Here is a 23,464-nt window from a genome sequence, read left to right as displayed (position 1 = left end):
AGAGTTGCGGAATTGCCCGGCCAGCAGCGCACTCTTGGCTCCCCTTGAGGGGAGCTGGCTGCGAAGCAGACTGAGGGGTTTTCGTGGAACCCACTCCAGAATCCCAACCTAAAAAGGGCGCGTCCACCCCAACCCGGACGCGCCCTTCTCCCATTTCCCTAACCGCTTATTCCACCTTGAACGGCAGGTACTTGGGCTGCCAGAACTTGGCCTTGACCACTTCCAGTAGCTCCTCGTCGCTCAGGCCGCGGATGCTGAATTCGGTGGCGACCCCGTTCTTGAGTGCTTGCTTGATCACGGCCACGGCGACTTCCAGACTGGCGGCACCCAGCTCCGAGACCGGGGGGAACGTGCGGCCCGGATGGTTCCGCTGGGTGTAGGCGGCCAATGCATAGGCGGATTCCGTGACCATCTCATCGGTGATCTCACGCACTCGGGCCAGGATCGCGCCGAAGCCCAGGCCGGGGAAGATGAAGGCGTTGTTGCCCTGCCCGATGGGGTAGGTTTCGCCGTTCAGTTCCACCGGGTCAAAGGGGCTGCCGGTGGCGACGAGGGCTGCGCCGTTGCTCCAGCGCAGCACGTCTTCGGGCAACGCCTCGCAGTTGGCGGTGGGGTTGGAGAGTGGGAAGACCAGCGGGCGCGGGGTGTTCGCCATCGCGGCCTTCACGACTTCCTCGTCAAAGGTGTTCGGGACGCCGGACAGGCCCAGCAGCACGGTGGCCTTACCATCGCGGATCACGTCCAGCAACGCGGTTCCGGCCCACCCCTCGGTGAAGGCTTTGGGCGTTGCCAGCGACTTCTTGTAGTCCTCCATCTGGCGGTCATCGGTCAGCAGGCCGCGCGAATCCAGCACGAAGACGCGTTCGCTGATCTGCTCTGGCGTCAGCCCCTCGCGCTTCATGCCCTCGCGGATGGCGGCGGCGACTCCGGCCCCACCCGCGCCCGCGCCGCTGATGACCACGCGCTGATCGGCCAGCGTCTCGCCCTTGAGGCGGCAGGCATTCAGCACTCCGGCCAGCACCACCGCGCCGGTGCCCTGGATGTCGTCGTTGAAGCTGGGAACCACCTTGCGGTAACGGTCCAGCACCATGAACGCCGTGTCCTTGGAGAAATCTTCCCACTGGATGATCGCCTTGGGAAAGCGTTCCAGCGTGGCTTCCACAAAGCGGTCCACGAAGCGCAGGTATTCCTCGCCCTTCAGGCGGTCATGCTTGACGCCCAGGTAAGAGGGGTCTTCGCGCAGATCGGCGCGGCCCGTGCCCACGTCCAGCTCCACTGGCAGCGTCTTGTCGGGGCCGACGCCGCCCGCCACGGTGTACAGAGACAGCTTGCCGATGCTGATTGCCATGCCGCCGAAGCCCTGATCCCCGATGCCCAGAATCGCGCTGCTGTCGGTGGCGACGATAATGCGCACGTCGTTCAGCGGCACGTTTGCCAGCGCCTTCCCCGCCCGCTCAATGTTGTTGGTGCTGAGGGTCAGGCCACGCGCGTAGCGGTAAATCTGGCTGAATTTCTGCACCGCCAGCCCCACGGTGGGCGTGTAGACGATGGGCAGCATTTCTTCCACATGCGCGGCCAGCAGGGCGTAAAACAGCACCTCGTTGCGGTCTTGCAGGCCCCGCAGAAAGACGTGGCGTTCCAGCGGGTCCCCAATCTTGACGTAGTCGGCGTAGAGGCGTTCGGCCAGCACTTCCAGCGTATCAATCTGCGGGGCCAGCAGGCCATCCAGATTCAGCTTCTGGCGCTCGTCCTCGGTGAACGCCGTGCCCTTGTTCAGCAGCGGGATGCGCGTGAGGTTAAAGCCCGTCACCAGCGGGTGCAGGTAGCGGTGGCCGTCTGAATCGCGTTTGACGTCGTAGTGATCGGTCAGGGGCTGGGTGGTCTGGGTCATGGGGTTTCTCCTCTGAAGAGTGGGGCGAAGGGACGCGGGTGGGCTTATTTCAGAGGCCGGAGCCGAGCATGGATAGCGGGTGACGGTTCATGTCCTTGTACAGCAGGTACTTGCTCCACTCGCGGCCCAGTGCGCCGTACCACTGCGGGCAGTGAGCGCCCATCCAGATCACGTCGCCCGTGGTCACCGGGTAATACGTCTGCTGCAATTTGTACAGGCCCTCGCCCTCCAGCATCAGCAGGCCGTGTTCCATGTAATGCACCTCGGTGTACGGCAGGCTGGCCCCCGGCGCGAAACTCATGGTGCTGACCATGAAGTCAAAGGGAACCTCGTCGGGCAGCAGTTTGCGGGCGATCAGATGATCGTCGCCCTCAAATTCAAAACCGGGATTCTCGCGCTCGTTGCCCCAGTAGACGGCAGGAGCGGTCACGCCGTCCACCGCTTCGTAGGGCTTCTCAAACACGGAAACGCGGGCGTCTGACTTGGCTTTCAGCGTATGCGCCACGCCTGCCGGGACGTACACGTAGTCGTATTCCTTGAGGGTGCGTTTCTCGCCGTCTACATCAGCCTCTACCTCGCCGCTCAGCACGAAGGCAAAACGCTGGTAGCCGTGCGCCGATTCCTTAGCAGCGGCTCCGGCTGGCATCTCCGCCGTGAACTGCACGAAGCGGGCGCGGGTGCCGATCACAGGCGCGATGTGCAGGACGATGGCGCTGCCCGGCCACTCGGCCAGTGCGGTGCGGACGTGCGTTTCGGGCGTGATGACAGCGTGTGCGTTTTCCAGTGCGCTGCGGGTGGCTCCGAGGTGTTTCATGGTGGCTCCTTTGGTTGAAAGTAGGAAAGAGAGGAAATTTATTCGGGTGGCGCTGGGAAGGCGTTTGCGGTTCCCCCCTCCCGGCCTCCCCCGCAAAGGGGGAGGAGTTTTTGTTGGTCTGGACGGACCTTGCGTTAAGGTCTGGAGTAAATAGACTGCGAAGTGTTGGCATTCAAGGAATGTTAAATGCGAGTGCTTCTGGTCTTTTAGCTCCTCCCCACCTGCGGGGGAGGCTGGGAGGGGGGAGATTCGGCAAGTTTCCCTGCCCATCAACCCCCAATCCCTTACCCTCCAGGCCGCAGCAACTTGCCGCGCACCGTGTCGTCAAACTTGCCGTCCTGATAGACTGTCCGGCCCCGCGACAGCGTGTGCGTCACGCGGCCCCGATAGTCCTGGCCCCCAAAGGGGTTCTGCTGCCAGCGGTCATGCAGCTCGGTCAGTTTGAAGGTCTCGTCCAGGCGCACCAGAGCAAGGTCTGCGTCAGCGCCCACGTCCAGACGGCCCTTGCCCGGCAGGTTGAAGCGGCGGGCGGGATTCAGGGCGCTCAGGGCGGCGATGGCTTCCAGGGGCAGTTTGCGCTGGCCGTAGCCGTCGGTGAGCAGCACGTTCAGCGTACTCTGCACCCCGCTGATACCACCCCACAGCGCGAAGAAGTCGTCGCTGGTCTTCATGTCGGGCGGCGCGGGCGAGTGGTCCGAACCCACGATGTCAATGTGTCCGGCCAGCAGCTCCTTCCACAGTTCGTCCTGCACGGCTTTTGAACGCAGCGGCGGCGCGCATTTCAGGGCCGCGCCCACGCGTTCCACATCCTCGTCGGTGAAGTGCAGGTAGTGGGGGCAGGTTTCAATAGTGACGTCCACGCCGCGCTGTTTAGCCTCGTAAGCAAGTGCCACCGCCCGCCCGCTGCTCATGTGGACGAGGTGCAGGGCGGCCCCGGTTTCCTCCGCGAACAGCAGGGCGCGGGTCACGGCTTCCAACTCGGCCAGCACGGGGCGGCTGTTTAGATAGTCGCGCACGCCTTTATGCCCGCCCGCCCGCACCTGTTCGGTCAGGCCACGTGTCAGCTCGTTGCTCTCGGCGTGGGTACCGACGAGGAGGCCGTGACGTTTGGCTGTTCGCATCCCCTCCAGCAGCGTCAAATCATCCACCGCCGGAAATTCCTCCAGCCCGCTGTGGCTCATGAACGCCTTGAAGGCGATGACTCCGGCCTCGGCCAGCTCGTCCAGGCGGTCCAGATTGGTGGGGGTCAATCCGCCCCACAGCCCAAAATCTACCAGTGACTTCTGCTCGCCGATCTCGCGTTTGGCATCAAATTCGGCGCGGCCCAGCACCGGGGGAGAGGAGTTGAGGGGCATGTCCAGAAACGACGTGCCACCGCCCGCTACCAGCGCCCGCGAACCGGTTTCAAAGCCTTCCCAGTGGGTGCGGCCCGGCTCGTTGAAGTGAACGTGTGCATCCACCACGCCGGGGAAAATATGCAGGCCGGAGGCGTCCAATGCCTTGCCGTCTGCCGTGATCTCCTCCGAGACTTCCACGATCTGCCCGCCGCTGATGCCCAGGTCTGCGCGGCGGGGGCCATCCGGCGTGACGAGGGTGCCGCCGCGCACGATCAGATCAAAGCTCATAAAACCTCCGATTGAATCGTTTGCGAAAACGATGAAAATCCGAGCGGAGCGAGAAGGAGAAAAACAAATTCCGGGCGTGGAGTCAACAAATCGGCGCTTTCCCGGTTTGTTGACGAAGCAGACGGAATTTGTTTCATGCGGTTGCGTTCTCGTCGGCCAGCAGGTGCAGAAAGCGCACGCTCAGGCGCAGGGCGTCGGCCACGTCCTCCACCAGCACCAGTTCGTCGGGGTGGTGGCTCAGCGCGTTGGGCGAGCGCACGAACAGCATGGCGGACGGCATGTGCGCGGCCATGATCATGGCGTCGTGGCCCGCGCCACTGACCAGTTCGGGGTGCGGCAGGCTTTCAGCCTCAGCGGCGCGGTGCAGCAGCGTTTTGAAGGCATCCGACATCGGCGTGGCCTTTTCCTCCATCTTGGGCGTGATGGTCACGGTGACGCCTCGTTCCTCGGAGACGGACTGGGCGGTGTCCAGCAGATGCTGCAATGCTTTGAGTCGCACTTCATCCTTCGCGTGGCGGATGTCCAGCGTGCAGTGGGCCTCGCCGGGAATCACGTTCATGGCTCCGGGGAGGGCCTGCATCACGCCCACGGTGGCCACCAGTCCAGGGGTGGCGCGGGCCACGTCCTCGGCGGCCACAGCGAAGCGGGCGGCGGCGGCCAGCGCGTCGCGGCGCAGATTCATCGGTGTCGTTCCAGCGTGGGACGCCTGCCCCACAAAATTCAGAATGAATCGGTTCTGGCCCGCGATCCCTTCCACCACGCCCAGCGACACGCCCAAATCCTGCAAGACCGGTCCCTGCTCGGCGTGGATTTCAAAGTAGCCCAGCGCCTTCCCTTTGTACTGCGCCTCCCCGATTTCCTCCACGTTCAGGCCGTACTCGGTGATGGCGTCGCGCACGCTCTGGCCCGCCGCGTCGCGCAGTTCCAGCATGTCGTCCACGGTGCCCACCAGCGCCCGGCTGCCGATGAATGGCACGCCGTAACGCACGCCCTCCTCCTCCGAGAAGCCCACGACTTCCACGGCGTAGGGCAGGGTCTGACCCTTAACCGCTTCCAGCATGGCGTAGCCCATCACGACGCCCAGAATGCCGTCATACGCGCCTGCATTCGGCACGGTGTCCAGATGAGAGGCCAGATACAGCGTCGGCGCGTCGGGTGTCGGGCCGCTCAGCCGTGAACGCAGGTTTCCGGCGGCGTCCTCATAGGTGGTCATGCCCAGCGCGTCGGCCCACTTGGTCAGGTAGTCATGCACCTGATGCGTCGTGGGGCAGAGGAAAGGGCGGTTGGTCTCGCCCTCCACCTCGGTGTAACAGGCCAGCGCGGCGCAGGCGTCCATGATCTTCTGGCTCAGCGCCTGGACGGTTTCGTTGGAGACAGCGGGATGTGAACTGGCGGTCATACGGTGGCCTCCTGGCGTCGGAGCAGTTGCGCGGTGCGGGGGAAGTATTCGGGGCAGACGGGAGCAAGAACGAGGTGGTCTAGCAGACGGGCCTGAGCGGTGCTGTCTTCAGCCAGAGCGCGGCGCTCGGAGCGGTAGCGGTCAGGGGTCAGCTTATCGCCGCCCTCCAGTTCCGCCTCACATTTCACCCACTGCCACAACTGGGCGCGGGCGAGTTCGGCGGTGGCGGTGTCCTCAATCCGTCCATTGCGAACCACCACACCGCGTCCGTCGTACCACGCCTCGAACACAGCCAGCGCGAGGCCGATGCTGTCCTGCACGACGTTCAGGGGCAGAGGTTGGGGCGCGGGCAAGTCCAGTAGGCGCTCATGCGTGCGCTCGGTAGTTTCGGCGGGCAGGGGCTGTGAGGCGTCGCCTTCAAACGCTCCCCGTACCGAGTCCAGCAGCATTGGCAGTCCGGCCCAGGCAGCCACGTAACCCTGTGCGGCTTCCCGCAGCTTGTCGGCGCGCACGGCGACCAGCGTGGGCTGCGGGTTGGCGGCGTTGGGCGCGACGGCGGCGCTTCCCCCGATGGCCTGCGCGCCGCGTGCCTCGCAGACGCGCACCAATGCCTCGGCGTAGGCCCGCATGGCGTCTAGATCCATCGTCAGGTCATTGCGCGGCGGCATGGCTCCGCGCTGTGCGCCCACGCGTTTGGTCAGGCTGAAGACGTAATCCCAGCGCCCGGCATTCAGCCCGAATGCCCGCCCGCGCAGCGCGTACAGCAGCGCGTCGGCGTGCAGGCAGGCGGCGTAGGTTTCAATCTGCACGCAGACCTTAATGGCGTTCTGCTCCAGACCCAGATGTGTCTCAGCCAGCGCCAGCGCGTCTTCCCACAGTTGCGCTTCCTGCACCGTTTCCAGCTTGGGAATGTAGATATGCATGGGCTTTTCGGGTCGCGCGGCCAGGATGACGCCCAGATCACAGAGAGCGGCGATGGCGGGGCCGCCGAAGTCCAGGTGTTCTTCCACTGCGTACAGCGCGCGGGGCCGGGCCAGGATGGGCTTGTCGCTTTTCGCTGCCGTTTCCACAGCCGCGTAAGCCGTTTCCACGTTGGCACGCGTGGGCGTAAAGGTGTCGTCAAAATCCAGCACCAGCGCGTCCGCATCCGAATTCAGCGCGGCGTCCAGCGCTTTCAGATCGGAGGCTTCCACGATCAGCTCCACCCGGCGGCCCTTCAGGTTGTCGGGCAGCGCGGCGGCCTGATAGTCCGGGGGCGTTGCTGGCGCAGGTTGTGAGGCGGCGTCCAGCGCCTCCCAGCGCGTTCTGAGCTGGCGGTGCAGTTCGGCCACCAGGGTTTGCGCGGCGGGCTTGAGCTTGAGCGGAAATGAATTCATGGCAAACCTCCTGAACTTACTTAGTCGTCTATCTATTGGATGGCAAAAAGAGGCGTCCATACCTGTGCGGACGCCCTCGGTCTCTGAATTAAGGTGTCCAGCCCAGCCGTGCCGAGATGACCCGTGAGGCCGCGTCCATGCGCTCGTAGAACGCCGGAACCTGCTCGCGGCTGAAGCGGGATGTGGGTGCGGAGATGCTCAGCGAGGCCACCACCTGCCGGGTGTGGTCGCGCAGCGGGGTGGCCATGCAGCGCACGCCGATCTCGCGTTCCTCGTCGTCCAGCGCGTAGCCCTGAGAGCGCACCTTCGCCAGTTCTTTCAGGTAGGCGGGCAGGGTGGTGATCGAATTGGGCGTGAAGGCTGCGTACGGCTGCGCTCCCAGTCTCCCGGCCACGTCTTCCTCGCCCTGCCACGCCAGCAGCACCTTGCCCACGCCGGAACAGTTCAGCAGCGTGCCCGCGCCCAGTTGCGCGAACATGCGGACCAGTTGGCTGCCCTCCACCTGATGGATGTAGACCGCCTCGTTCTCGCGCAGCACGGCCAGGTTGGCGGTCTCGCCCAGATCGCCCACCAGCGAGATCATCTCGGACTGGGCGGCGTTCATCAGCGTGTTGCGTCCGGCGAAGGCCGCGCCCACCTGATACGCGCGCACGCCCACGCTGAACAGGCCGCTGCGTTCCTCCCACTCCACAAAACCGCCCTGGCGCAGGGTTTCCAGCAGGCGGTAGGTGGTGCTGGCCGACAGGCCCGCCGCCTTGGCCACCTGCGTCAGCGACGCCTGCCCCAGTTCTGCCAGCGAGGTCAGCACGTTCAGCCCGCGCTCCAGCGTCCGCACGCTGCCCGCGTCACCCGTGCGGGCGCGGCCTGTCTTCTGGCGGGTGTTGGGGGGAGAGGTGTCGGTCATTACGCCAACTGCTCGTAGCCGGGCAGCGTCAGGAAGTCGGCCAGCGGGGTGCGGACGGACATTTCCCTGAACAGTTTCGTGGCCTCCGCGAAGTCGCCGCTCAGTTTTCCGGCCTCGTCGGCGTACAGTTCGTCGAACAGTTCGTGGCTCAGGGTGCGCCCATCTTCCAGTTGCACGCCCTGCTTGCGCCACTGCCACAACTGCGCCCGGCTGATCTCGGCGGTGGCGGCGTCTTCCATCAGGTTGTGAATGGGCACCGCGCCGCTGCCACGCAGCCACGCCGCCAGATACTGGATGCCCACGTTGATGTTCATGCGGACGCCCTCCTCGCTGATGGTTCCTTCGGGCGGAACGAGCAGATCGGCAGCCGTCACCTTGAAGTCCATCTGCTTGCCGCTGCCAATCTGGTTGGGCGTGGGCATGATCCGGTCAAACACCTCCGTCGCCAGCCCCACCATGCCGGGGTGGGCCACCCAGGTGCCGTCGTGGCCGTTGGTCGCCTCGCGTTCTTTATCGGCGCGGACCTGCGAGAAGGCTTTCTCGTTGGCTTCCGGGTCGTTCTTGACTGGAATGAACGCGCTCATGCCGCCAATCGAGGGTGCGCCGCGCTTGTGGCAGGTCTGGATCGCCAGTTTGCTGTAGTTGCTCATCATCGGCACGGCCATGCTGACCTTGGCGCGGTCCGGCAGCACCCGGTCACCCTGCTCGCGGAACTTCTTGATGTAGGAAAAGATGTAGTCCCAGCGTCCGCAGTTCAGGCCCGCCGAGTGATCGCGCAACTCGTACAGGATCTCGTCCATCTCGAAGGTGGCCAGGATCGTCTCGATCAGCACCGTGCCCTTGATGCTGCCGTGCGGGATGCCCAGCGTTTCCTCGGCGTAGGTGAAGATGTCGTTCCACAGCCGGGCTTCCAGATGCGATTCCAGCTTGGGCAGGTAGAAATAAGGCCCGCTGCCGCGCTTCAGCAGTTCCGCCGCGTTGTGGAAGGCGTACAGGCCGAAGTCGAAGAACGCGCCGAACAGCGTGTCGCCGTCCACCGTGACGTGCTTTTCGGGCAGGTGCCAGCCGCGCGGGCGGGCCAGCAGCACCGCCGTCTTCTCGTTCAGCTTGTAGGACTTGCCGCTTTGCTCCAGCGTGATGTCCCGGCGGGCCGCGTCGCGCAGGTTGATCTGGCCGTCTACCATGTTGTCCCAGGTGGGGCTGCTGGCGTCCTCGAAGTCGGCCATGAACACCCGCGCGCCGCTGTTTAGCGCGTTGATGATCATCTTGCGGTCCACCGGCCCGGTGATTTCCACCCGGCGATCCTGCAAGTCGGCGGGCAGCGGCGCAATCTTCCAGTCGCCCTCGCGGATTTCACGCGTTTCGGGGAGGAAGTCGGGCAGTTCTCCGGCATCCAAGCGCGCCTGACGGTCGACGCGTGCCCCCATCAATTCGCGGCGGCGCGGCTCGAAGCGGCGGTGCAGCTCGGTCACGAAGGCCAGCGCCTCCGGGGTCAGAATTGCGCGCTGCTGATCGCTGACGGGGGCGTGGAACTGGAGGGCTTGGTCGCTCATGGATGCTCCTTGACGGAAGAAAAAGGGTGGGAAGTGACGTCACTGACAGATGGACGGTCTGAACTGGGAACCCCTGAACCAGTGCGCTCGGATCTGCACTCAACTGCCGTGCAGTGAACTTGATTTTCATTGTACGCAAACTAGGGACAAATGTGAATCCCCTGTCCGTTTCGCAGGGACACGGGATGTCTACATCACTGGCCCTGGCGATTGCCGCTGCCCGCCGGGCCGGTGTCCAGATACAAACGATTGTGGGAATGTTCCACGGCAAAGGGGAGACGAACCCGCCGCCTCCCCCTGTCCTGCTGGGTTTACCGCAGCCTGTCGTCCCCCGGGGCCACCGCGAACACGCCGCCCCACGCCTTGTAACGGCTGACGAAATCCTCTTTTCTCTGCTTGCCGTCCGCGAAGGTCAGGGTACGCGTCACCACGGCCTTCATCCCGGCGGCGGGCATGTCCACGCGCCGCGCCGCACCCGTTTCCAGCTCGCGGTCCAGCATGAAGGTCGGATCGGGGGCAGGTTTGCGGGCGCTGATGACAGGCTCGGAAATCCTGACCCTGCGCCCGTCGTCCGCACCGAACAGGCTGACCGTCAGCGTCTCGGCCTTCAGGTTCCAGTCGGCCTGCACCAGCAGCGGCGCGGCGGTGTCGTTCTTCCAGCGCAGGTCCTTGCTGGGGGCGTAGACGGCGGCGTCCAGGCCAGGTTCCTCGTAATAACCCACCAGATACGAATGCTCGTAGCGCTCGGTGATGGGCAGTCCGGCGTTGAAGGCGGCCCGGAAGACGGTGGTGCTGACCTGACAGATGCCGCCGCCGTCCTCGGTGGACAGGGTGTTGCCCGTGACCACGTAACCGGGCTGGAACCCGGTGGCCGAATTGATCGGGCCGATCAGCGCGTTGAAGCTGAATGTTTTTCCTGGCGCAACCCACGCGCCCTGCACCCGCCCCGCGCCCGTGCGGATGTTATGCACCCGGAAATCGGGGCTGCCCACGAAACTGGACTGCCCGCTCGCCAGATGACCGATCTTCTTTTCGGCGGCCCAGCGCACGCTGCGGTCCGGGGCCTCCAGCACGACATTCAGGGTGCTGCGCGTTTCACCGTCCAGCAGCGCTTTTAGCAGCGCCGCCTCGCTGGCCGCGCGGTCCACCTTCCAGCCGGTGCGGGCCTCGCCGATCCAGCCGTTGCCCACCTGCCGAAAGCGGATGTCGCGTGGCTGCCGGGCGTCGATTCCGGCATAAGCCTCGTCCAGCGCTGTGCGGGCGGCGTTCAGGTTGCCCGCTGCCCTGATCTGCGCGAGTTGTTCGGCACTCAGGTCCACTGTGGCCGACATGTTCAGCAACGGACGCTCTATCTGACCGCCCACCAGACGCGGCTCCGGCACCGTCCAGCGCAGCTCCAGCGGCTGCTGTGTTCGTTGTGTCTTGTCAGGCTCCTGGGCGACTGGCTGCGCCGTCACTGGTTCTGTGGAGGCCGCTGCTGTCGGTGCTGGTGCAGATGCAGGAGGTGTCGGCGAAACAGCGGCAGCCACAATGGGCGGCACTTCCGTCACCGCTTCCGCCTCGGCTGGCCCACATCCGGTGAGCAGACTGCCCAGCACGGTCAGACTGCCTGAAACCAGAAGAAGTTTGAATGTGGTCATAGATATGTTCCTCTCGAGATGGCAAAAGGGGGAGAGGCCCGTAAGCTTCTCCCCCAGTGTATTGAGTGCGCTCAGGGCATCAAGACGGTGTCGATGACGTGGATAATCCCGTTGCTGGCCATGATGTCGGCCTTGGTCACGGTGGCGTCGTTGATCATGACGCTGCTGCCCATCATGGAAACATTGACATCCGCGCCGTTCACGGTGGTCCCGCTCGACATGCCCATGACCTGCGAGGCGGTGACCTTACCGGCCACGACGTGGTACAGCAACACGGCCTTCAGCGCGGCTGGGTCATTGAGCAGCGCATTCAGGTCCGCCGCTGGAATCTTGGCGAACGCGGCATTGGTGGGCGCGAAGACCGTGAAGGGTCCGGGGCTGCTCAGGGTTTCCACCAGTCCGGCGGCCTTCACGGCGGCCAGCAGGGTGCTGAAGTTGGGATCGTTGGACACGATACCTGCAATGGTATTGCCCATGGGCATGGAGCTGCCGCCGCCTGCAACGGCCACGCCGGTCAGCAGAAGAGTGGTGCAAAGAAGCATCTTTTTCATGGTTGTTCCTCCTGAAATTGAACTACGGGCTTTTGGAAACTGCTGTGGGGTATTCGAAGAGAACCCCTTCCTGATTCGACGTGCCGAAGGTCTGTCGCTCTCTTTGATGTTGAATGTTAATTTGCTGTCCGCAAGGGTGACGTACCCCGCAATACAGTATGTGAGCCGCTTAAATTTTCAATTGAACTGTAATAAAAAACGCCAAATCCTGATTAGTGGGTTTGGCGTTGCTTGCGTCTGGGGCGGGAAACGGAGCTTCAGTCCTGGGGCAATCCCACTGCGATCAGCCGCAGATCGTTCAGATTGTGTCCGCTGGGGCCGGTGATCAGGGTGTCGCTCAGCGCAGCGAAGAAGGAACCGGAATCGTTGCGCTCCAGAGAATCGCGTGCGTTCAGGCCCGCCGCCTGCGCCCGCTTGAGGCTGTCTGGGGTCAGGAACGCCCCCGCCGCCGGGCTGGAACCGTCCACGCCGTCTGAACCCGCCGAGAGAGCATAAAAGCCGTCCTCGCCCAAGGTCAGCAGCAGCGCCAGCGCAAATTCCAGGTTGCGCCCGCCCACGCCGTCGCCGCGCAGGGTCACGGTGGCCTCGCCGCCTGAGAGCAACACCACTGGACCTTCTACAGGATTGCCAAATTGCTCCACGCTGCGGGCAATCGCCGCGTGCGCCTTCGCAAGTTCGCTGGCCTCGCCCTCAAAGCTGTCCGAGAGAATGACGGCCCGCACGCCCTGTCCCTCTATATATGTCTGCGCCGCTTCCAGCAGATGACGGTTGGAGCCGATGATGGTGTTGGTGACGTGGGGCAGGTTGTCCGGCGTTTCGGGAACCTTGCCGTCCACGCCTGCCTGAAAGTGGGCGCGAACTTCAGGGGCTGAGATGTCATAACGGTTTAGAACGGCCAGCGCCTGAGCAAATGTCGTGGTATCCGGGACGGTGGGACCGCTGGCAATGACAGAAGGATCGTCGCCCACCACATCGGAAATCAGCAGGGCGGTGACTCTCGCCTGTGTGGCCGCCGCCAGCCGCCCGCCCTTGCTGCGGGACAGGTGCTTGCGAACCGTGTTGATCTCGCCAATGTCCGCGCCTGCCCGCAAGAGTTCCTGCGTCAGCGCCTGCTTTTGCTCCAGCGTCACGCCGTCCGGGGCCGCCATCAGGGCGCTGCCGCCGCCGGACACCAAGACCAGGGCATGTTGCCCCTCTTTTAATGCCCCCAGCCGTTCCAAAGCCGCCGCCGCCGCCGCCGCGCTGGAGGCGTCGGGGACTGGATGGCTGGACAGCATCAGCGTAGCCGACTCGGGTAGGTCCAGATTCTCGGTGCCGCTGGGGGCGATCACCAGGGTTTCCACGCCGGGGAAGGCTGCCAGAGCCGCCCGCGCCATCGGCAGCGCCGCCTTGCCAAAAGCCAGGATGAAATCAGGTTTTTCTCCCTTCAGATGTGGGGCTAGCAACTGCGCCGGACTCGCGGCCTCCAGCGCGGCGTGGTAAGCGTTTTCTAGCAATTGGCGGGTGTGCATGGCAGGTTCCTTCTGGGTCTGGAGAGAAGCGTCAAAAAGGCAAGAAAAAGCGGGACGCAGGACGCAAAAAGGCGTTCGCTGCGTCCCGCTGGGGGTGTGGCTACTTTATTCCAGGCCGCTCATCTCGGCGTAGAACTTGGCCATGCCGGAATGATCCAGGTCGCCGTCGCCCTGCGCGATCATGGCGTCCATGATGTTGGCGGCGACGCCCGTGGCAAACAGTGGCACGCCCGCCTCACGGCCTGTTTCCAGCGCCAGACGCAGATCCTTGCGGTGCAGGTTGATGCGGAAGCCCGGCTTGAAGTTGCCGTCCAGAATGCGCTGCCCGTGCAGGTCCAGAATGCGGCTCTGGGCAAAGCCGCCCAGCAGCGCCTCGCGCACCTTGCCCACGTCCACACCGGACTTCTTCGCCAGTGTCAGCGCCTCGGAGACGGCCTGGATGGTCAGGCCCACGACGATCTGGTTGGCGATCTTGGTGACCTGTCCAGCGCCGGGGCCACCGATGTAGACGATGTTCTTGCCCACGGCTTCAAACACGGGCTTGGCGCGGTTAAAGGACTCCTCGCTGCCGCCCACCATGATGCTCAGGGTTGCGCCTTCCGCGCCCACCTGTCCGCCGGAAACAGGAGCGTCCAGCGCGTCCGCACCCCTGGCCGACAGTTCCTTCTGAACCTTACGCGAGGTGTTGGGCGAGATGCTGCTCATGTCAATGAACAGCGCACCATTCCTGATGCCCTCAATGACGCCGCCTTCACCCAGCGCAACTTCCTCCACCTGCGGCGAATCGGGGAGCATGGTGATGATGATGTCGCTCTGCTCGGCCACTTCTTTGGCGCTATGGGCCGCTTTCGCGCCCGCCTTGACCAGTTCGTCCATCACTTCGGGCGTGCGGTTGTTGACGACGACTGAGAATCCGGCCTTGATCAGATTCAGTGCCATAGGTTTGCCCATGATGCCCAGGCCGATAAAGCCGATGGTTTCTTTCTGTGCCATGTTGGTGGCCTCCTTTGATTGTGTGTGGGATTGGAAATCGGCAGTCTAAGAGTCTGAGGGTCAAGGGTCTAAGGAAGAGATTTCTTGTCGTTCTTAGACTCTCAGACCCTTGACCCTTAGACCTGCTGCAACTCTTTGAGCCAGCCCAACGTGTCCTCGGTGCGGCCCTCGGGGATGTATTCCAGTCCCACGTAGCCCCCGTAGCCCAAGCGGTCCAGCTCGGCCAGCAGGAAGGGGTAATTGATCTCCCCGGTTCCCGGCTGGTGACGGCCCGGCACGTCGGCCAGTTGGATGTGGGCGATGCGGTCCAGATTGGCGCGCACGGTCTCGGTCAGGCGGCCTTCCACGCGCTGCATGTGGTAGAAGTCATACTGCAATTTCACGTTGTCGCGCCCGATTTCGTCGATCAGATCGAGGGTGTTCTGCGTGCCGTACAGGTAAAAGCCCGGTACGTCGTAAGGGTTCAGCGGCTCGATGATCAGGGTCAGGCCCGCGTCGCCCAGCTTGTCGGCGGCGTACTGCAAGTTGCCCACAACTGTTTTGCGCGTGGTGGCCTCGTCGCCTTCGGCCTTCCCGACGAGAACGTTGACCAGCTTCGGCCCCTGCACGCCCTTGTACAGCACGTCAGCGTAGGTCACAGCTTTCTGGACGCCCGCGCGGAACTCGTCCTGACGGCTGGGTTGAACGGCAATGCCACGGTCTCCGCCGGGCCAGTCACCCGCAGGCAGGTTGAACAGCGCCTGCGTCTGCCCGTTCTGATCCAGCTTGGCGCGCAATTCGGCAGCGTCATAGGGGTAGGGGAACATGTACTCGATGAACTTGAACCCGGCCTTGCCCGCCGCGTCGAAGCGGTCTAGGAAGTCGTGTTCCTGAAACAACATGGTGAGGTTGGCAGCGTATTTGGGCATAAAACTCCTTCGGAGGGGCGCTTCGCACCGTCTAAGGGTCTGAGAGTCGAAGGGTCTAAGGAAAAAGAGGTGGCGCTTAGACCCTCAGACCTCTAATCCAGCATCGCAATGGCAGTCGGCGCGTCTTCCCGCGCGTCGGCCAGTTCTTCAAACTCCACCACGTTATCCAGCTCGGTGCCCATGCTGATGTTGGTGACGCGCTCCAGAATGACTTCCAGCACCACCGGCACCTGAAACTTCTGGGCCAGGGCCTTGGCCTCTTCTAGCCCTTCCTTGATCTTGTCGGGGTGGGTGACGCGGATGGCGCGGCAGCCCAGGCCCTCGGCAACGGCCACATGGTCCACGCCATAGCCGTTCAGCTCGGGAGCGTTGATGTTGTCAAAGGCCAGTTGCACCTGGAAGTCCATCTCAAAGCCGCGCTGCGACTGACGGATCAATCCCAGGTAGCTGTTGTTGACCAGCACATGCACGTAGGGCAGCTTGAACTGCGCGCCCACGGCCAGTTCCTCGATCATGAACTGGAAGTCGTAGTCGCCGCTGAGGGCCACCACGGTCTTGCTGCGGTCGGCGGCCACCACGCCTAATGCGGCGGGCATCGTCCAGCCCAGCGGCCCGGCCTGTCCGGCGTTGATCCACTGGCGCGGCTGGTACACGTGCAGGAACTGTGCGGCGGCGATCTGCGACAGGCCGATGGTGCTGACATACACGGTGTCGCGCCCGAAGGACTTGAGCATTTCCTCGTACACGCGCTGGGGCTTGATGGGCACATTGTCGTAGTGGGTCTTGCGCAGCATGGTGCGTTTGCGCTCACGGCACTGCTCGGCCCATTCGCCGTAGTCGGGGATCTTGCCCGCTTCCTTCCACTCCTGCGCCACTTCCACCAGCAGTTTCAGCGCCGCGCCCGCATCCGAGACGATGCCGTAATCGGGACCGAACACGCGCCCGATCTGGGTGGGTTCGATGTCAATGTGGACGAATTTGCGGCCCTCGGTGTACTTCTCGATGCTGCCGGTGTGGCGGTTGGCCCAGCGGTTGCCGATGCCGTACACGAAGTCGGAGGCCAGCACGGTGGCGTTGCCGTACATCTGCGAAGTCTGGAGTCCGGCCATACCGGCCATCAGCGCGTGGTCATCAGGAATGGTTCCCCAGCCCATCAGCGTGGGAATCACGGGAATGCCAGTGATTTCGGCAAACTGCACCAGTTCTGCGGAGGCGTCCGCGTTGATGATGCCGCCGCCGGCCACCAGCAGGGGACGCTCGGAGGCGAACAGCAGCTCCAGCGACTTCTCGATCTGGGCGCGGGTCGCGGCAGGCTTGTAGGGGGTCAGGGCTTCGTAGGTGTCGATGTCGAACTCGATCTCGCCCATCTGGACGTCGAACGGCAGGTCGATGTGGACGGGTCCGGGGCGGCCCGAACGCATGATGTGGAACGCCTGCTGGAACACGTAAGGAACCAGCGCGGGTTCACGCACGGTCACGGCCCACTTGGTCACGGGCTTGGCGATGCTCTCGATGTCCACGGCCTGGAAGTCCTCTTTGTAGAGGCGGGCGCGCGGGGCCTGTCCGGTGATGCAAAGAATCGGCACGGAATCCGCGATGGCTGCGTACAACCCGGTGATCATGTCGGTGCCTGCCGGGCCGCTGGTGCCGATGCATACGCCGATATTGCCCGCCTTGGCGCGGGTGTAGCCGTCCGCCATGTGCGAGGCACCCTCAACGTGACGCGCCAGAATATGCTCGATCCCGCCGAGCTTCTTCATGGCCGCGTACAGCGGGTTGATCGCCGCGCCGGGAACGCCGAAGGAGATATTGACCCCTTCCTTCTTGAGGACTTCCACCGCCGCTTCAATTGCTCTCATCTTCGCCATACGCCTTGCCTCCTGTGTGCTTGTTGACCACAGCGTAAAACTTAGACGTCTATTTGTCAATCTATGGGAATGAATTTTATCCTATAAAAATAGGGAAGAAGATTATGGAGGGGGAAATGCTGACGTCTGGGACGTCAAGCGGGGATTGGAATATTCGACAGGAGGCGCAGGTTCCAGAGGGTGACAACGAAAATGCAGCCCCCATTCCATCGGCGGGGCTGCTTCTTTTTTCGTCTGTTCTGTGTGGCTTATTCTGTGGGGTCAGGCTCTCAGGTGTCGGCTCGCGCGCCCGCTTCCTGTCCTGCTGTGCCCACTTCCAGGTGGCCCACCAGTTTCATGGCAATTCCGGTCAATATGGTCAACTCCTCGTCGCTCAGCACGCTCAGGGCCTGCTGCTCGCGCTGGATGTGCTGGGGCAGCAGGCGCTCCACCAGTTCTCGGCCCTGCGGCGTCAGACGCACCAGCGCCGAGCGGCGGTCTTTCTCACTGACCACCCGCTCCACCAGTCCCTTGTCCAGCAGCCGCGTGACCCGGTTGGTCATGGACGGTCCGGAAATGGCCGTCAGCTCGCTTAGCTCGGTGTGCGTCAGCCCCTGCGGCGGCGCGGAACGCAGCAGTGTCAGCAGCAGGTCCCAGTTGGAGGAATTGATGCCCTCGTCGCTGTAGGTCTGCTCGATATGCCGCGCGAAGGCGTTGCCCAGCCGGTCCAGCAATAGCCCGGTCAGCATGGGGGCGGCGTCCAGCTCTGGCCGCACGCGTTGCCAGTCCTGCTCAATCCGGTTAAGCAAGTTCGCCGTGTCCTTGAGGGGTCTGTCCTGCTCGCCAATCGCAGCCTGGGTCATTGAACATCGTTCCGGGTTCTCTGGATGGCCTGGGAGTTCATACGGTGAAAATTGTAACCGCTGGGCCACTTTAATGAGTAACGTTCGGCCCTTTCTTCCCCGAAAGGCCGTCCGAATGCCAACTTCACACCCGCATTCAGGACTGACGTAACAGCCGTAGTGCGCCCTGCCCCCGCTCCCTACTCTCTCCTCTTTTCTCCGCTCGTTCCGGCGTGCTACACTTCTCCAGTTTGCCTCCCGAAGCGGGGGCGGGATCTGCTGCTTTGATCAGGGCAATCCACGCAGAACTGGCCGCCCCCACGACAGGACCGGGTGGGCCACCTGGAAGGAGAACGACCATGAAGCGTACCTATCAACCCAACGTCCGCAAGCGCGCCAAGACCCACGGTTTCCGCGCCCGCATGAAAACCAAGGCTGGCCGCAACATCATCGCGCGCCGCCGTGCCAAGGGCCGCCAGCAGCTAACCGTCGCCGACGAGTAGTCGAGGGGAGCGGTTTTCTATCGCCCACGAAGAACAGTCCAGCGCCACGCAGGCACGGCCCCGCCGTCCGGTGGCGCTGGATTCTTTGCGTGGTGACCGCGAATTCCGCAAGGTCCGCAACCACGGCGTGGTGGTGCGCGACCCGCTGTTTACCCTGCGCCTGACCGAATACCGTCCGCGTTACGGCGAAGCGTGGCAGCCGCGCGCCATCATGGGCATCGTGGTGTCCAAGAAGACATTGAAACGTGCTGTGGACCGCAACCGCGTGCGCCGCCGCGTGCGCGAGGCGTTGCGAACGCTGCCCGGCGGTCTGCCCCCATGCCGCGCGATTCTGCTGCCCAATCCGGGTGTGCTGACGGTGTCGTTCGCCGACTTGCAGACGGCGCTGGCCCGGGCCATTGCCAGAGCGCCGGGTCAGGGGAAACGCGGTGGCGGCAGGTCCGGGAACCCCCGGCAGTCGGGGCGCGTACCTGAGCGCGTGCCTCCTGTTGCACCTCCCCCGCCCAAGGACCGCCCATGAGCCTCGCTTCACGCGGGCTGGTGGGCGCGGTGCGGTATTACCAGCGGGTGCTGTCGCCGCGCAAGCCGGTGCCCACCTGCCGCTTCTCGCCCACCTGCTCGGAGTACGCCGCTCAGGCCATTGCCCTGCACGGCGCGGTCAAGGGGGGCTGGCTGGCGACGTGGCGGGTGGCCCGATGCAATCCGCTGGTGCCGGGGGGCTACGATCCGGTGCCGGACCACTTTCCGGCGCGCCGTCACTCTGGTGGAGCTGGCAGCACATCTGAAATCATCACCGCTTCTGAATCAAGTACCGCTCCTGAATCAAGCACTGCTCCGCCCCCGGCCCTTCCAACGCCGCCTGTCCCCCGGAAAAGCCCTTCCCCCACCCCTAAAAAGAGACGCGTATCCTGATGAAACCCAGCCTGATGAAACGAAAACTGCTCCTTCCTTTGATCGCCGCTACGGGCGCGCTGCTGCTCACGGGCTGCGGACAGACCGGGCCGCTGCCGGTGTTCGGCAAGGCCATTACCTCCGACTGGATCAAGGCCGATTACGACGGCAAACCCGGCGACGAGTACATCGCCACCAGCAACCTGCAAGACGTGGTGTTCAATGAACGCGGCGAGGTCATCGGCTGGTTTGTCAAGAGCTACGCGGGCACGCCGTACATCAAGCGTAAGGCCGACGGCACTGTGGACCTGAGTGGCCTGAAAGCCCAGGCCAGCCTGGTCAACATGGTGGGCGACCGCAAGGCGCTGGCGCTGACCGGCGGCGGTCTGGACCCGGCGCAGCCCGCTCAGGCCACCGCGCCGCAACTGAGTACCGACCTGCCGGCCAACGAGCAGACAGCTATCTTTAAGTACACGCAAAACGGCGTGTCCGTCACCAAGACTGTGGTGCTGCACCCACGTAACTTCAAGATCGATCTGAAGACGGACGTGACGGGCGGCCCGGCCACCGTCGACATGCTGTTCCCCGGCCTGGGCAAGAACGACAGTCCGCGCGTTCAGGCCTATGCAAAGAATGCAGCGTCACCTTCCACCGTGCAGGGGGCAGGAACGCTGGCGGTGGAAAACGTCCAGTACGCCGCCTTGCAGGAGGTCGGCTCCGGTCCGTTCGGTCCCGGCCAACTGGCCCACGCCATCATCGTGCAGCCGCAGGGCGAGACCACGGTCAATGTCACCCTGACCGGCGGTGAGCAGGGATTGATGACCGCCAGCCTGCCCGCCATGAGCAACCTGGAAGTCTACGGCGGCAAAAACGAACTGATCCACCTGTATCAAAGTGGCTATCTGAACTTGCCGGACCTGTTTGCGCCCAACCTGTTCGGCAATATCAGCCTGTATATCGTCAAGATCATGGAGGCCATCTACGGGGTCGTGGGCAACTGGGGCCTGGTGCTGATGCTGCTGACCGTGCTGCTGCGGGCCATCATGTGGCCGCTGATGCAGGCGCAGGGCCGCACCACGGCGCGGATGCAGGTGATGCAGCCGCGCATCAAGGAAATTCAGGACAAGTACAAAGACCGCAAGGACCGCGATTCTCAGGTGGCCATGCAGGCCGAGATGCAGAAGCTGTATAAGGACTACAACTTCAACCCGGCAGGCTGCCTGTCCACCTTTGTTCCCTTCCCGGTGCTGATCGCGCTGTGGTCCACCATTCGCAACTTTGAATTTGATAGTGGCTTCCTGTGGCTGCCGGACCTAGCCATTCCCGATCCCTTTTACATCCTGGCGCTGCTGTACCTGATCGTCAACATCGGGCAGTTGTATGTGATGACTCGCAAGAACCCGCAGATGTTCAGGCAGCAGGCATTCATTTACCTCATCTTCCTGTACTTTGCCCTGACCTTCCCGGCGGGCGTGACCATCTACATCATTCTCTCCACCATGATCGGCATTCTTCAGCAGGTCATCATCAACAGGCAGGTGGAGGCCGAGACCGCCACCATCGGTCAGCGGGTGCAGAAAACCACTGTGGCTGCGGGTGCGGACGGCACCGGCAAGGTCGTGATCGCCAAGACGGCTCCGAACATGCCCGGCGCAACCAAGCCCCGCAAAGCGCCCAAGACCCTGGACGCCCCCAAAGACTGAGCGTGCCAGTGATAGAGCCGCCCCACCGTGATGGTGAGGCGGCTTTTTGATGTTCCGTATGTATCCGTATGCAGTTGTGGAGTCTGTGATGATCTACTCCGTCAGCCGCTCCGTCAGCCGTCCCCAGGCCCTCAGCGCCAGCAGGGCGTCCAGGGTCAGGGCACTGCGCCACTCGGCCTCCGCCTGGGGCCACTCTTCAGGAAATTGCCCAAACCAGTTCCAACTCGGTCCCCAGGAGCCGTCCTCTGATTGGGATTCGATCAGGTGCATCAGCGCGGCGCTCAGCGGTTCCTCCAGTGCGTGCGCCAGCGGATGCTGCGGCGTGGGAGCCACCATCAGCGGGTTCAGACCGTATCCAGCGAAGTCGTCAGGCGCGGCCTGAACGCGGCCCGGCAGGACGTCGGCCAGATATTCCAGCACGGGCAGGCGGTGATCGTCGGCAATGGCCAGCGCTCCGGCAAAGACTGCCGCTACCGCGTGGCCGTTCACGTCGCCATCTTCCAGTCCGGCCAGCAGGGCGTCCCGCGTTTCAAGAGTCAGTTGCGCCATCAGACCTCCCGGCAGCAGCCCCGGCCAGTGCCACAGCCGCCCCACGATCTCGGCGCGCGGATTGACCCGGAAGCCGCCGAAGGTCTGGGCCAGTTCGCCCGGCTTCGATTGGTTCCACCACGGCGCGTGTGGGTATGCCTCGGCCTGTACAGGCAGAAAGGGCCACACGCTGCCGTCCAGATCGGTATGGAGATGGGCGTGTAGCCAGCCCACGATTTCAGTTAAGAGTGGCTCGTCCGCTGGCACATCCAGTTCGTGCAGTACGCGCAGGGCCATCATGGTGGCCAGCACGCTGCTGTCCGGGGCGCGGCAATCCGGCTCCAGCGCCCGCCCGAAGCCGCCGTCCTCGTTCTGGGAGGCGCGCAGGGCATCCAGCGCCCCAGTCACCGCAGCACCTTCGAAGGCGTGGCGGAAACGGGCGGTGTCCAGCGGCCTTCCTTCTTCCTCCAAAAAAGCGCGGGCGCGGGCGAAAGCCTCTGGCGTCAGATCAGGTGTGGGCATATAGGAGCGTAGCACTGGTCCAGGGGGCGCGCCTGAGCGGAAGTTCATGCCATCGGGTTCAGCGGCTGACCGTCCAGATGCCCGCGAAGTCCGCCAGTTGGGTGTTGTTCTCGGGCGTCGCGTAGGCGCTGATGCTGCCGTCCAGATACAGCGCGTCCGGGCAGTTCAGGCGGTCCCGGAAGAACACGGCAAAGGCGTAGAAGTTGACGGGTCCGGCACTGACCGCAAAGCGCACCCGTCCGTCCTTGCACACGCCCACGCCGCTGCGAACCTTGAAAGAACTGCTGCCCTTGTTAAAGGCCGGATGCACTTTTCCACCTTCCAGCAACAGTGGGCCAGACTGTGTGGCAAACGTCGGCTGCGGGTCAAGTCGGCGGTAGGCCCCCGTTTCCGTCACGCCTGCCTGTTTTCCCCTGATCCAGAAAATCCCGTTGGGCAGCAGCGCGAAGTTGCCGCCGGAACGCGCATTGTTGATGCCCACCAGGGTTTTGCCGCCCTCCACATGCAGCCCCAGTGGCCGAAGCCCCGGCGCATAGATGCCGCTGTTGGTGGCGAACAGCATCTCGCGGCCCGTCTTCTTCAGGCGGCCCTGCACCTGCGAGAAGCTGGCGTAGGGCTGGCCCGTGGTGGGATTGAGCCAGTGCAGTTCCAGCCGGTCCTTTGCCAGATCAACCTCAGCCACGGTGTACAGCATGCCGCCGGACACTACCTTTTCAAGTTTGAAAGCGTGGGAGGCGGGGCTGCACGACATCAGGAGCAGTAGGGGAAGTAAGCGGAAGACGGTCATCGGCAAGCATCATGCCGTCCGGCGGGCGCTGGGGGAAAGGGCGCGGGAGTCGCCGCGCCCATTGACGTGGCCGACATGCTGGAGATGCGGGACGGGAGGCAATCTGAGACTTGAACCGGCAGTTCCCACACTGGCCTGCGATTCCCAGTTGTTCTGGGCAAAGGTTTCTGGGCAAGGGCGGGCTGCGTGAATCGTTCGCGCGGCCCCCGCTCTTTATCCGGGCCAGAAAGGCATCAAGAAAAAAGCTGTCAGCAACGCTTTTTCTGGTTCGATGCAGGCTCTGATCGGGTCAGTCCGCACACGCCAAATGCGAGGGGGGTTGACAGTTCCGGGAATGCCCTGTATCTTTTCTGAGCCTCGAGAGAGGCGGGAAGCATGACAACCGAGCGTGAAAGAGCGAGAGAGACGCGAAATAACCTGCGTTGACCTCCATCTCAATGGGTCTTCGGACCCGGCGGATTGAGGCCACGCATTGAGAATCAGAAGGAAAGGTCAAGATACTAAGGGTCCACGGTGGATGCCCTGGCACTGGAGCCGATGAAGGACGCGATTACCTGCGAAAAGCCCTGACGAGCCGGAGATACGCATTGACTCAGGGATGTCCGAATGGGGAAACCCACCTGTTTACAGGTACTTCCGCAAGGAAGAGGGAACGCGGGGAACTGAAACATCTCAG

18 protein-coding genes, 1 rRNA gene and 2 pseudogenes are annotated in these 23,464 nt (G+C 63.6%); 5 read left to right on the top strand and 16 right to left on the bottom strand.

Annotation, left to right across the window (positions count from 1 at the left end; genetic code table 11):
• Positions 1–166: 166 nt before the first annotated feature.
• From Q319_RS0113290 to Q319_RS24560, 14 genes and pseudogenes are all read right to left on the bottom strand, one after another.
• A complete protein-coding gene (locus Q319_RS0113290; RefSeq protein ID WP_029482976.1) occupies positions 167–1,891 on the bottom strand; it encodes an NAD-dependent malic enzyme in 1,725 nt (574 codons plus the stop codon).
• 49 nt (positions 1,892–1,940) lie between these two features.
• Positions 1,941–2,705 (bottom strand): (S)-ureidoglycine aminohydrolase, encoded by a 765-nt coding sequence (allE, locus tag Q319_RS0113285; RefSeq protein WP_029482975.1) that lies wholly within the window; start codon positions 2,703–2,705, stop codon positions 1,941–1,943.
• 284 nt (positions 2,706–2,989) lie between these two features.
• Positions 2,990–4,330 (bottom strand): allantoinase, encoded by a 1,341-nt coding sequence (locus tag Q319_RS0113280; protein WP_029482974.1) that lies wholly within the window; start codon positions 4,328–4,330, stop codon positions 2,990–2,992.
• A gap of 133 nt (positions 4,331–4,463) precedes the next feature.
• Positions 4,464–5,729: an allantoate amidohydrolase gene (locus tag Q319_RS0113275; RefSeq protein WP_029482973.1), complete on the bottom strand. Its 1,266-nt coding sequence runs from the start codon at positions 5,727–5,729 to the stop codon at positions 4,464–4,466.
• Positions 5,726–7,105 (bottom strand): aldolase/citrate lyase/malate synthase family protein, encoded by a 1,380-nt coding sequence (locus tag Q319_RS0113270; protein ID WP_029482972.1) that lies wholly within the window; start codon positions 7,103–7,105, stop codon positions 5,726–5,728. The genes Q319_RS0113275 and Q319_RS0113270 overlap by 4 nt, the downstream gene beginning before the upstream one ends.
• Positions 7,106–7,193: 88 nt before the next feature.
• Positions 7,194–8,009 carry an IclR family transcriptional regulator gene (locus Q319_RS0113265; RefSeq protein ID WP_029482971.1) on the bottom strand — a complete coding sequence of 272 codons (816 nt, stop codon included), beginning with the start codon at positions 8,007–8,009 and terminating at the stop codon, positions 7,194–7,196.
• Positions 8,009–9,562 (bottom strand): malate synthase A, encoded by a 1,554-nt coding sequence (gene aceB / locus Q319_RS0113260; RefSeq protein ID WP_029482970.1) that lies wholly within the window; start codon positions 9,560–9,562, stop codon positions 8,009–8,011. Before aceB ends, Q319_RS0113265 begins: the two co-directional genes overlap by 1 nt.
• Positions 9,563–9,873: 311 nt before the next feature.
• A complete protein-coding gene (locus Q319_RS0113255; RefSeq protein ID WP_245619222.1) occupies positions 9,874–11,202 on the bottom strand; it encodes a VanW family protein in 1,329 nt (442 codons plus the stop codon).
• A gap of 71 nt (positions 11,203–11,273) precedes the next feature.
• A complete protein-coding gene (locus tag Q319_RS0113250) occupies positions 11,274–11,753 on the bottom strand; it encodes a fasciclin domain-containing protein (protein ID WP_211252366.1) in 480 nt (159 codons plus the stop codon).
• A 257-nt stretch (positions 11,754–12,010) separates the two neighbouring features.
• The gene (locus tag Q319_RS0113245) at positions 12,011–13,264 is read right to left on the bottom strand and encodes a glycerate kinase type-2 family protein (RefSeq protein ID WP_029482967.1); all 1,254 of its coding nucleotides are present in this window, start codon (positions 13,262–13,264) and stop codon (positions 12,011–12,013) included.
• 105 nt (positions 13,265–13,369) lie between these two features.
• Positions 13,370–14,269: pseudogene (locus Q319_RS0113240) on the bottom strand (2-hydroxy-3-oxopropionate reductase); the annotation flags it as partial.
• Between the two features lie 104 nt (positions 14,270–14,373).
• Positions 14,374–15,165 (bottom strand): 2-oxo-tetronate isomerase, encoded by a 792-nt coding sequence (gene otnI, locus Q319_RS0113235; RefSeq protein WP_029482965.1) that lies wholly within the window; start codon positions 15,163–15,165, stop codon positions 14,374–14,376.
• Between the two features lie 92 nt (positions 15,166–15,257).
• The gene (gene gcl / locus Q319_RS0113230; protein ID WP_029482964.1) at positions 15,258–17,033 is read right to left on the bottom strand and encodes a glyoxylate carboligase; all 1,776 of its coding nucleotides are present in this window, start codon (positions 17,031–17,033) and stop codon (positions 15,258–15,260) included.
• 269 nt (positions 17,034–17,302) lie between these two features.
• The gene (locus Q319_RS24560; RefSeq protein ID WP_051655375.1) at positions 17,303–17,875 is read right to left on the bottom strand and encodes a MarR family winged helix-turn-helix transcriptional regulator; all 573 of its coding nucleotides are present in this window, start codon (positions 17,873–17,875) and stop codon (positions 17,303–17,305) included.
• A gap of 338 nt (positions 17,876–18,213) precedes the next feature.
• Here Q319_RS24560 and rpmH point away from each other — a divergent pair, with 338 nt between their 5' ends.
• The 4 genes and pseudogenes from rpmH to yidC all read left to right on the top strand — a co-directional run bounded on the left by rpmH (position 18,214) and on the right by yidC (position 20,951).
• Positions 18,214–18,357 carry a 50S ribosomal protein L34 gene (gene rpmH, locus Q319_RS0113220; protein WP_029482962.1) on the top strand — a complete coding sequence of 48 codons (144 nt, stop codon included), beginning with the start codon at positions 18,214–18,216 and terminating at the stop codon, positions 18,355–18,357.
• A gap of 70 nt (positions 18,358–18,427) precedes the next feature.
• A complete protein-coding gene (rnpA, locus tag Q319_RS0113215) occupies positions 18,428–18,877 on the top strand; it encodes a ribonuclease P protein component (protein WP_415813379.1) in 450 nt (149 codons plus the stop codon).
• Positions 18,874–19,113: pseudogene (gene yidD, locus Q319_RS28695) on the top strand (membrane protein insertion efficiency factor YidD); the annotation flags it as partial. The gene rnpA and the pseudogene yidD, both read left to right, overlap by 4 nt.
• Positions 19,114–19,283: 170 nt before the next feature.
• Positions 19,284–20,951 carry a membrane protein insertase YidC gene (gene yidC, locus Q319_RS0113210; RefSeq protein ID WP_029482960.1) on the top strand — a complete coding sequence of 556 codons (1,668 nt, stop codon included), beginning with the start codon at positions 19,284–19,286 and terminating at the stop codon, positions 20,949–20,951.
• A 93-nt stretch (positions 20,952–21,044) separates the two neighbouring features.
• Here the strand turns inward: yidC and Q319_RS0113205 are convergent, their stop codons facing one another.
• Together Q319_RS0113205 and Q319_RS0113200 are read right to left on the bottom strand one after the other, a co-directional pair.
• Positions 21,045–22,001 (bottom strand): hypothetical protein, encoded by a 957-nt coding sequence (locus tag Q319_RS0113205; RefSeq protein WP_029482959.1) that lies wholly within the window; start codon positions 21,999–22,001, stop codon positions 21,045–21,047.
• 58 nt (positions 22,002–22,059) lie between these two features.
• On the bottom strand, positions 22,060–22,752 hold the full coding sequence (locus Q319_RS0113200; protein WP_245619224.1) for a phosphodiester glycosidase family protein: 693 nt from the start codon (positions 22,750–22,752) through the stop codon (positions 22,060–22,062).
• A gap of 526 nt (positions 22,753–23,278) precedes the next feature.
• Here Q319_RS0113200 and Q319_RS0113195 point away from each other — a divergent pair.
• Positions 23,279–23,464, top strand: a 23S ribosomal RNA gene (locus Q319_RS0113195); the annotation flags it as partial.

Source organism: Deinococcus marmoris DSM 12784, from assembly GCF_000701405.1.
GTDB classification, from domain to species: domain Bacteria; phylum Deinococcota; class Deinococci; order Deinococcales; family Deinococcaceae; genus Deinococcus; species Deinococcus marmoris.
Note: the sequence above shows the minus strand (reverse complement) of the source record. Positions and strands in the feature narration are given on the sequence as shown.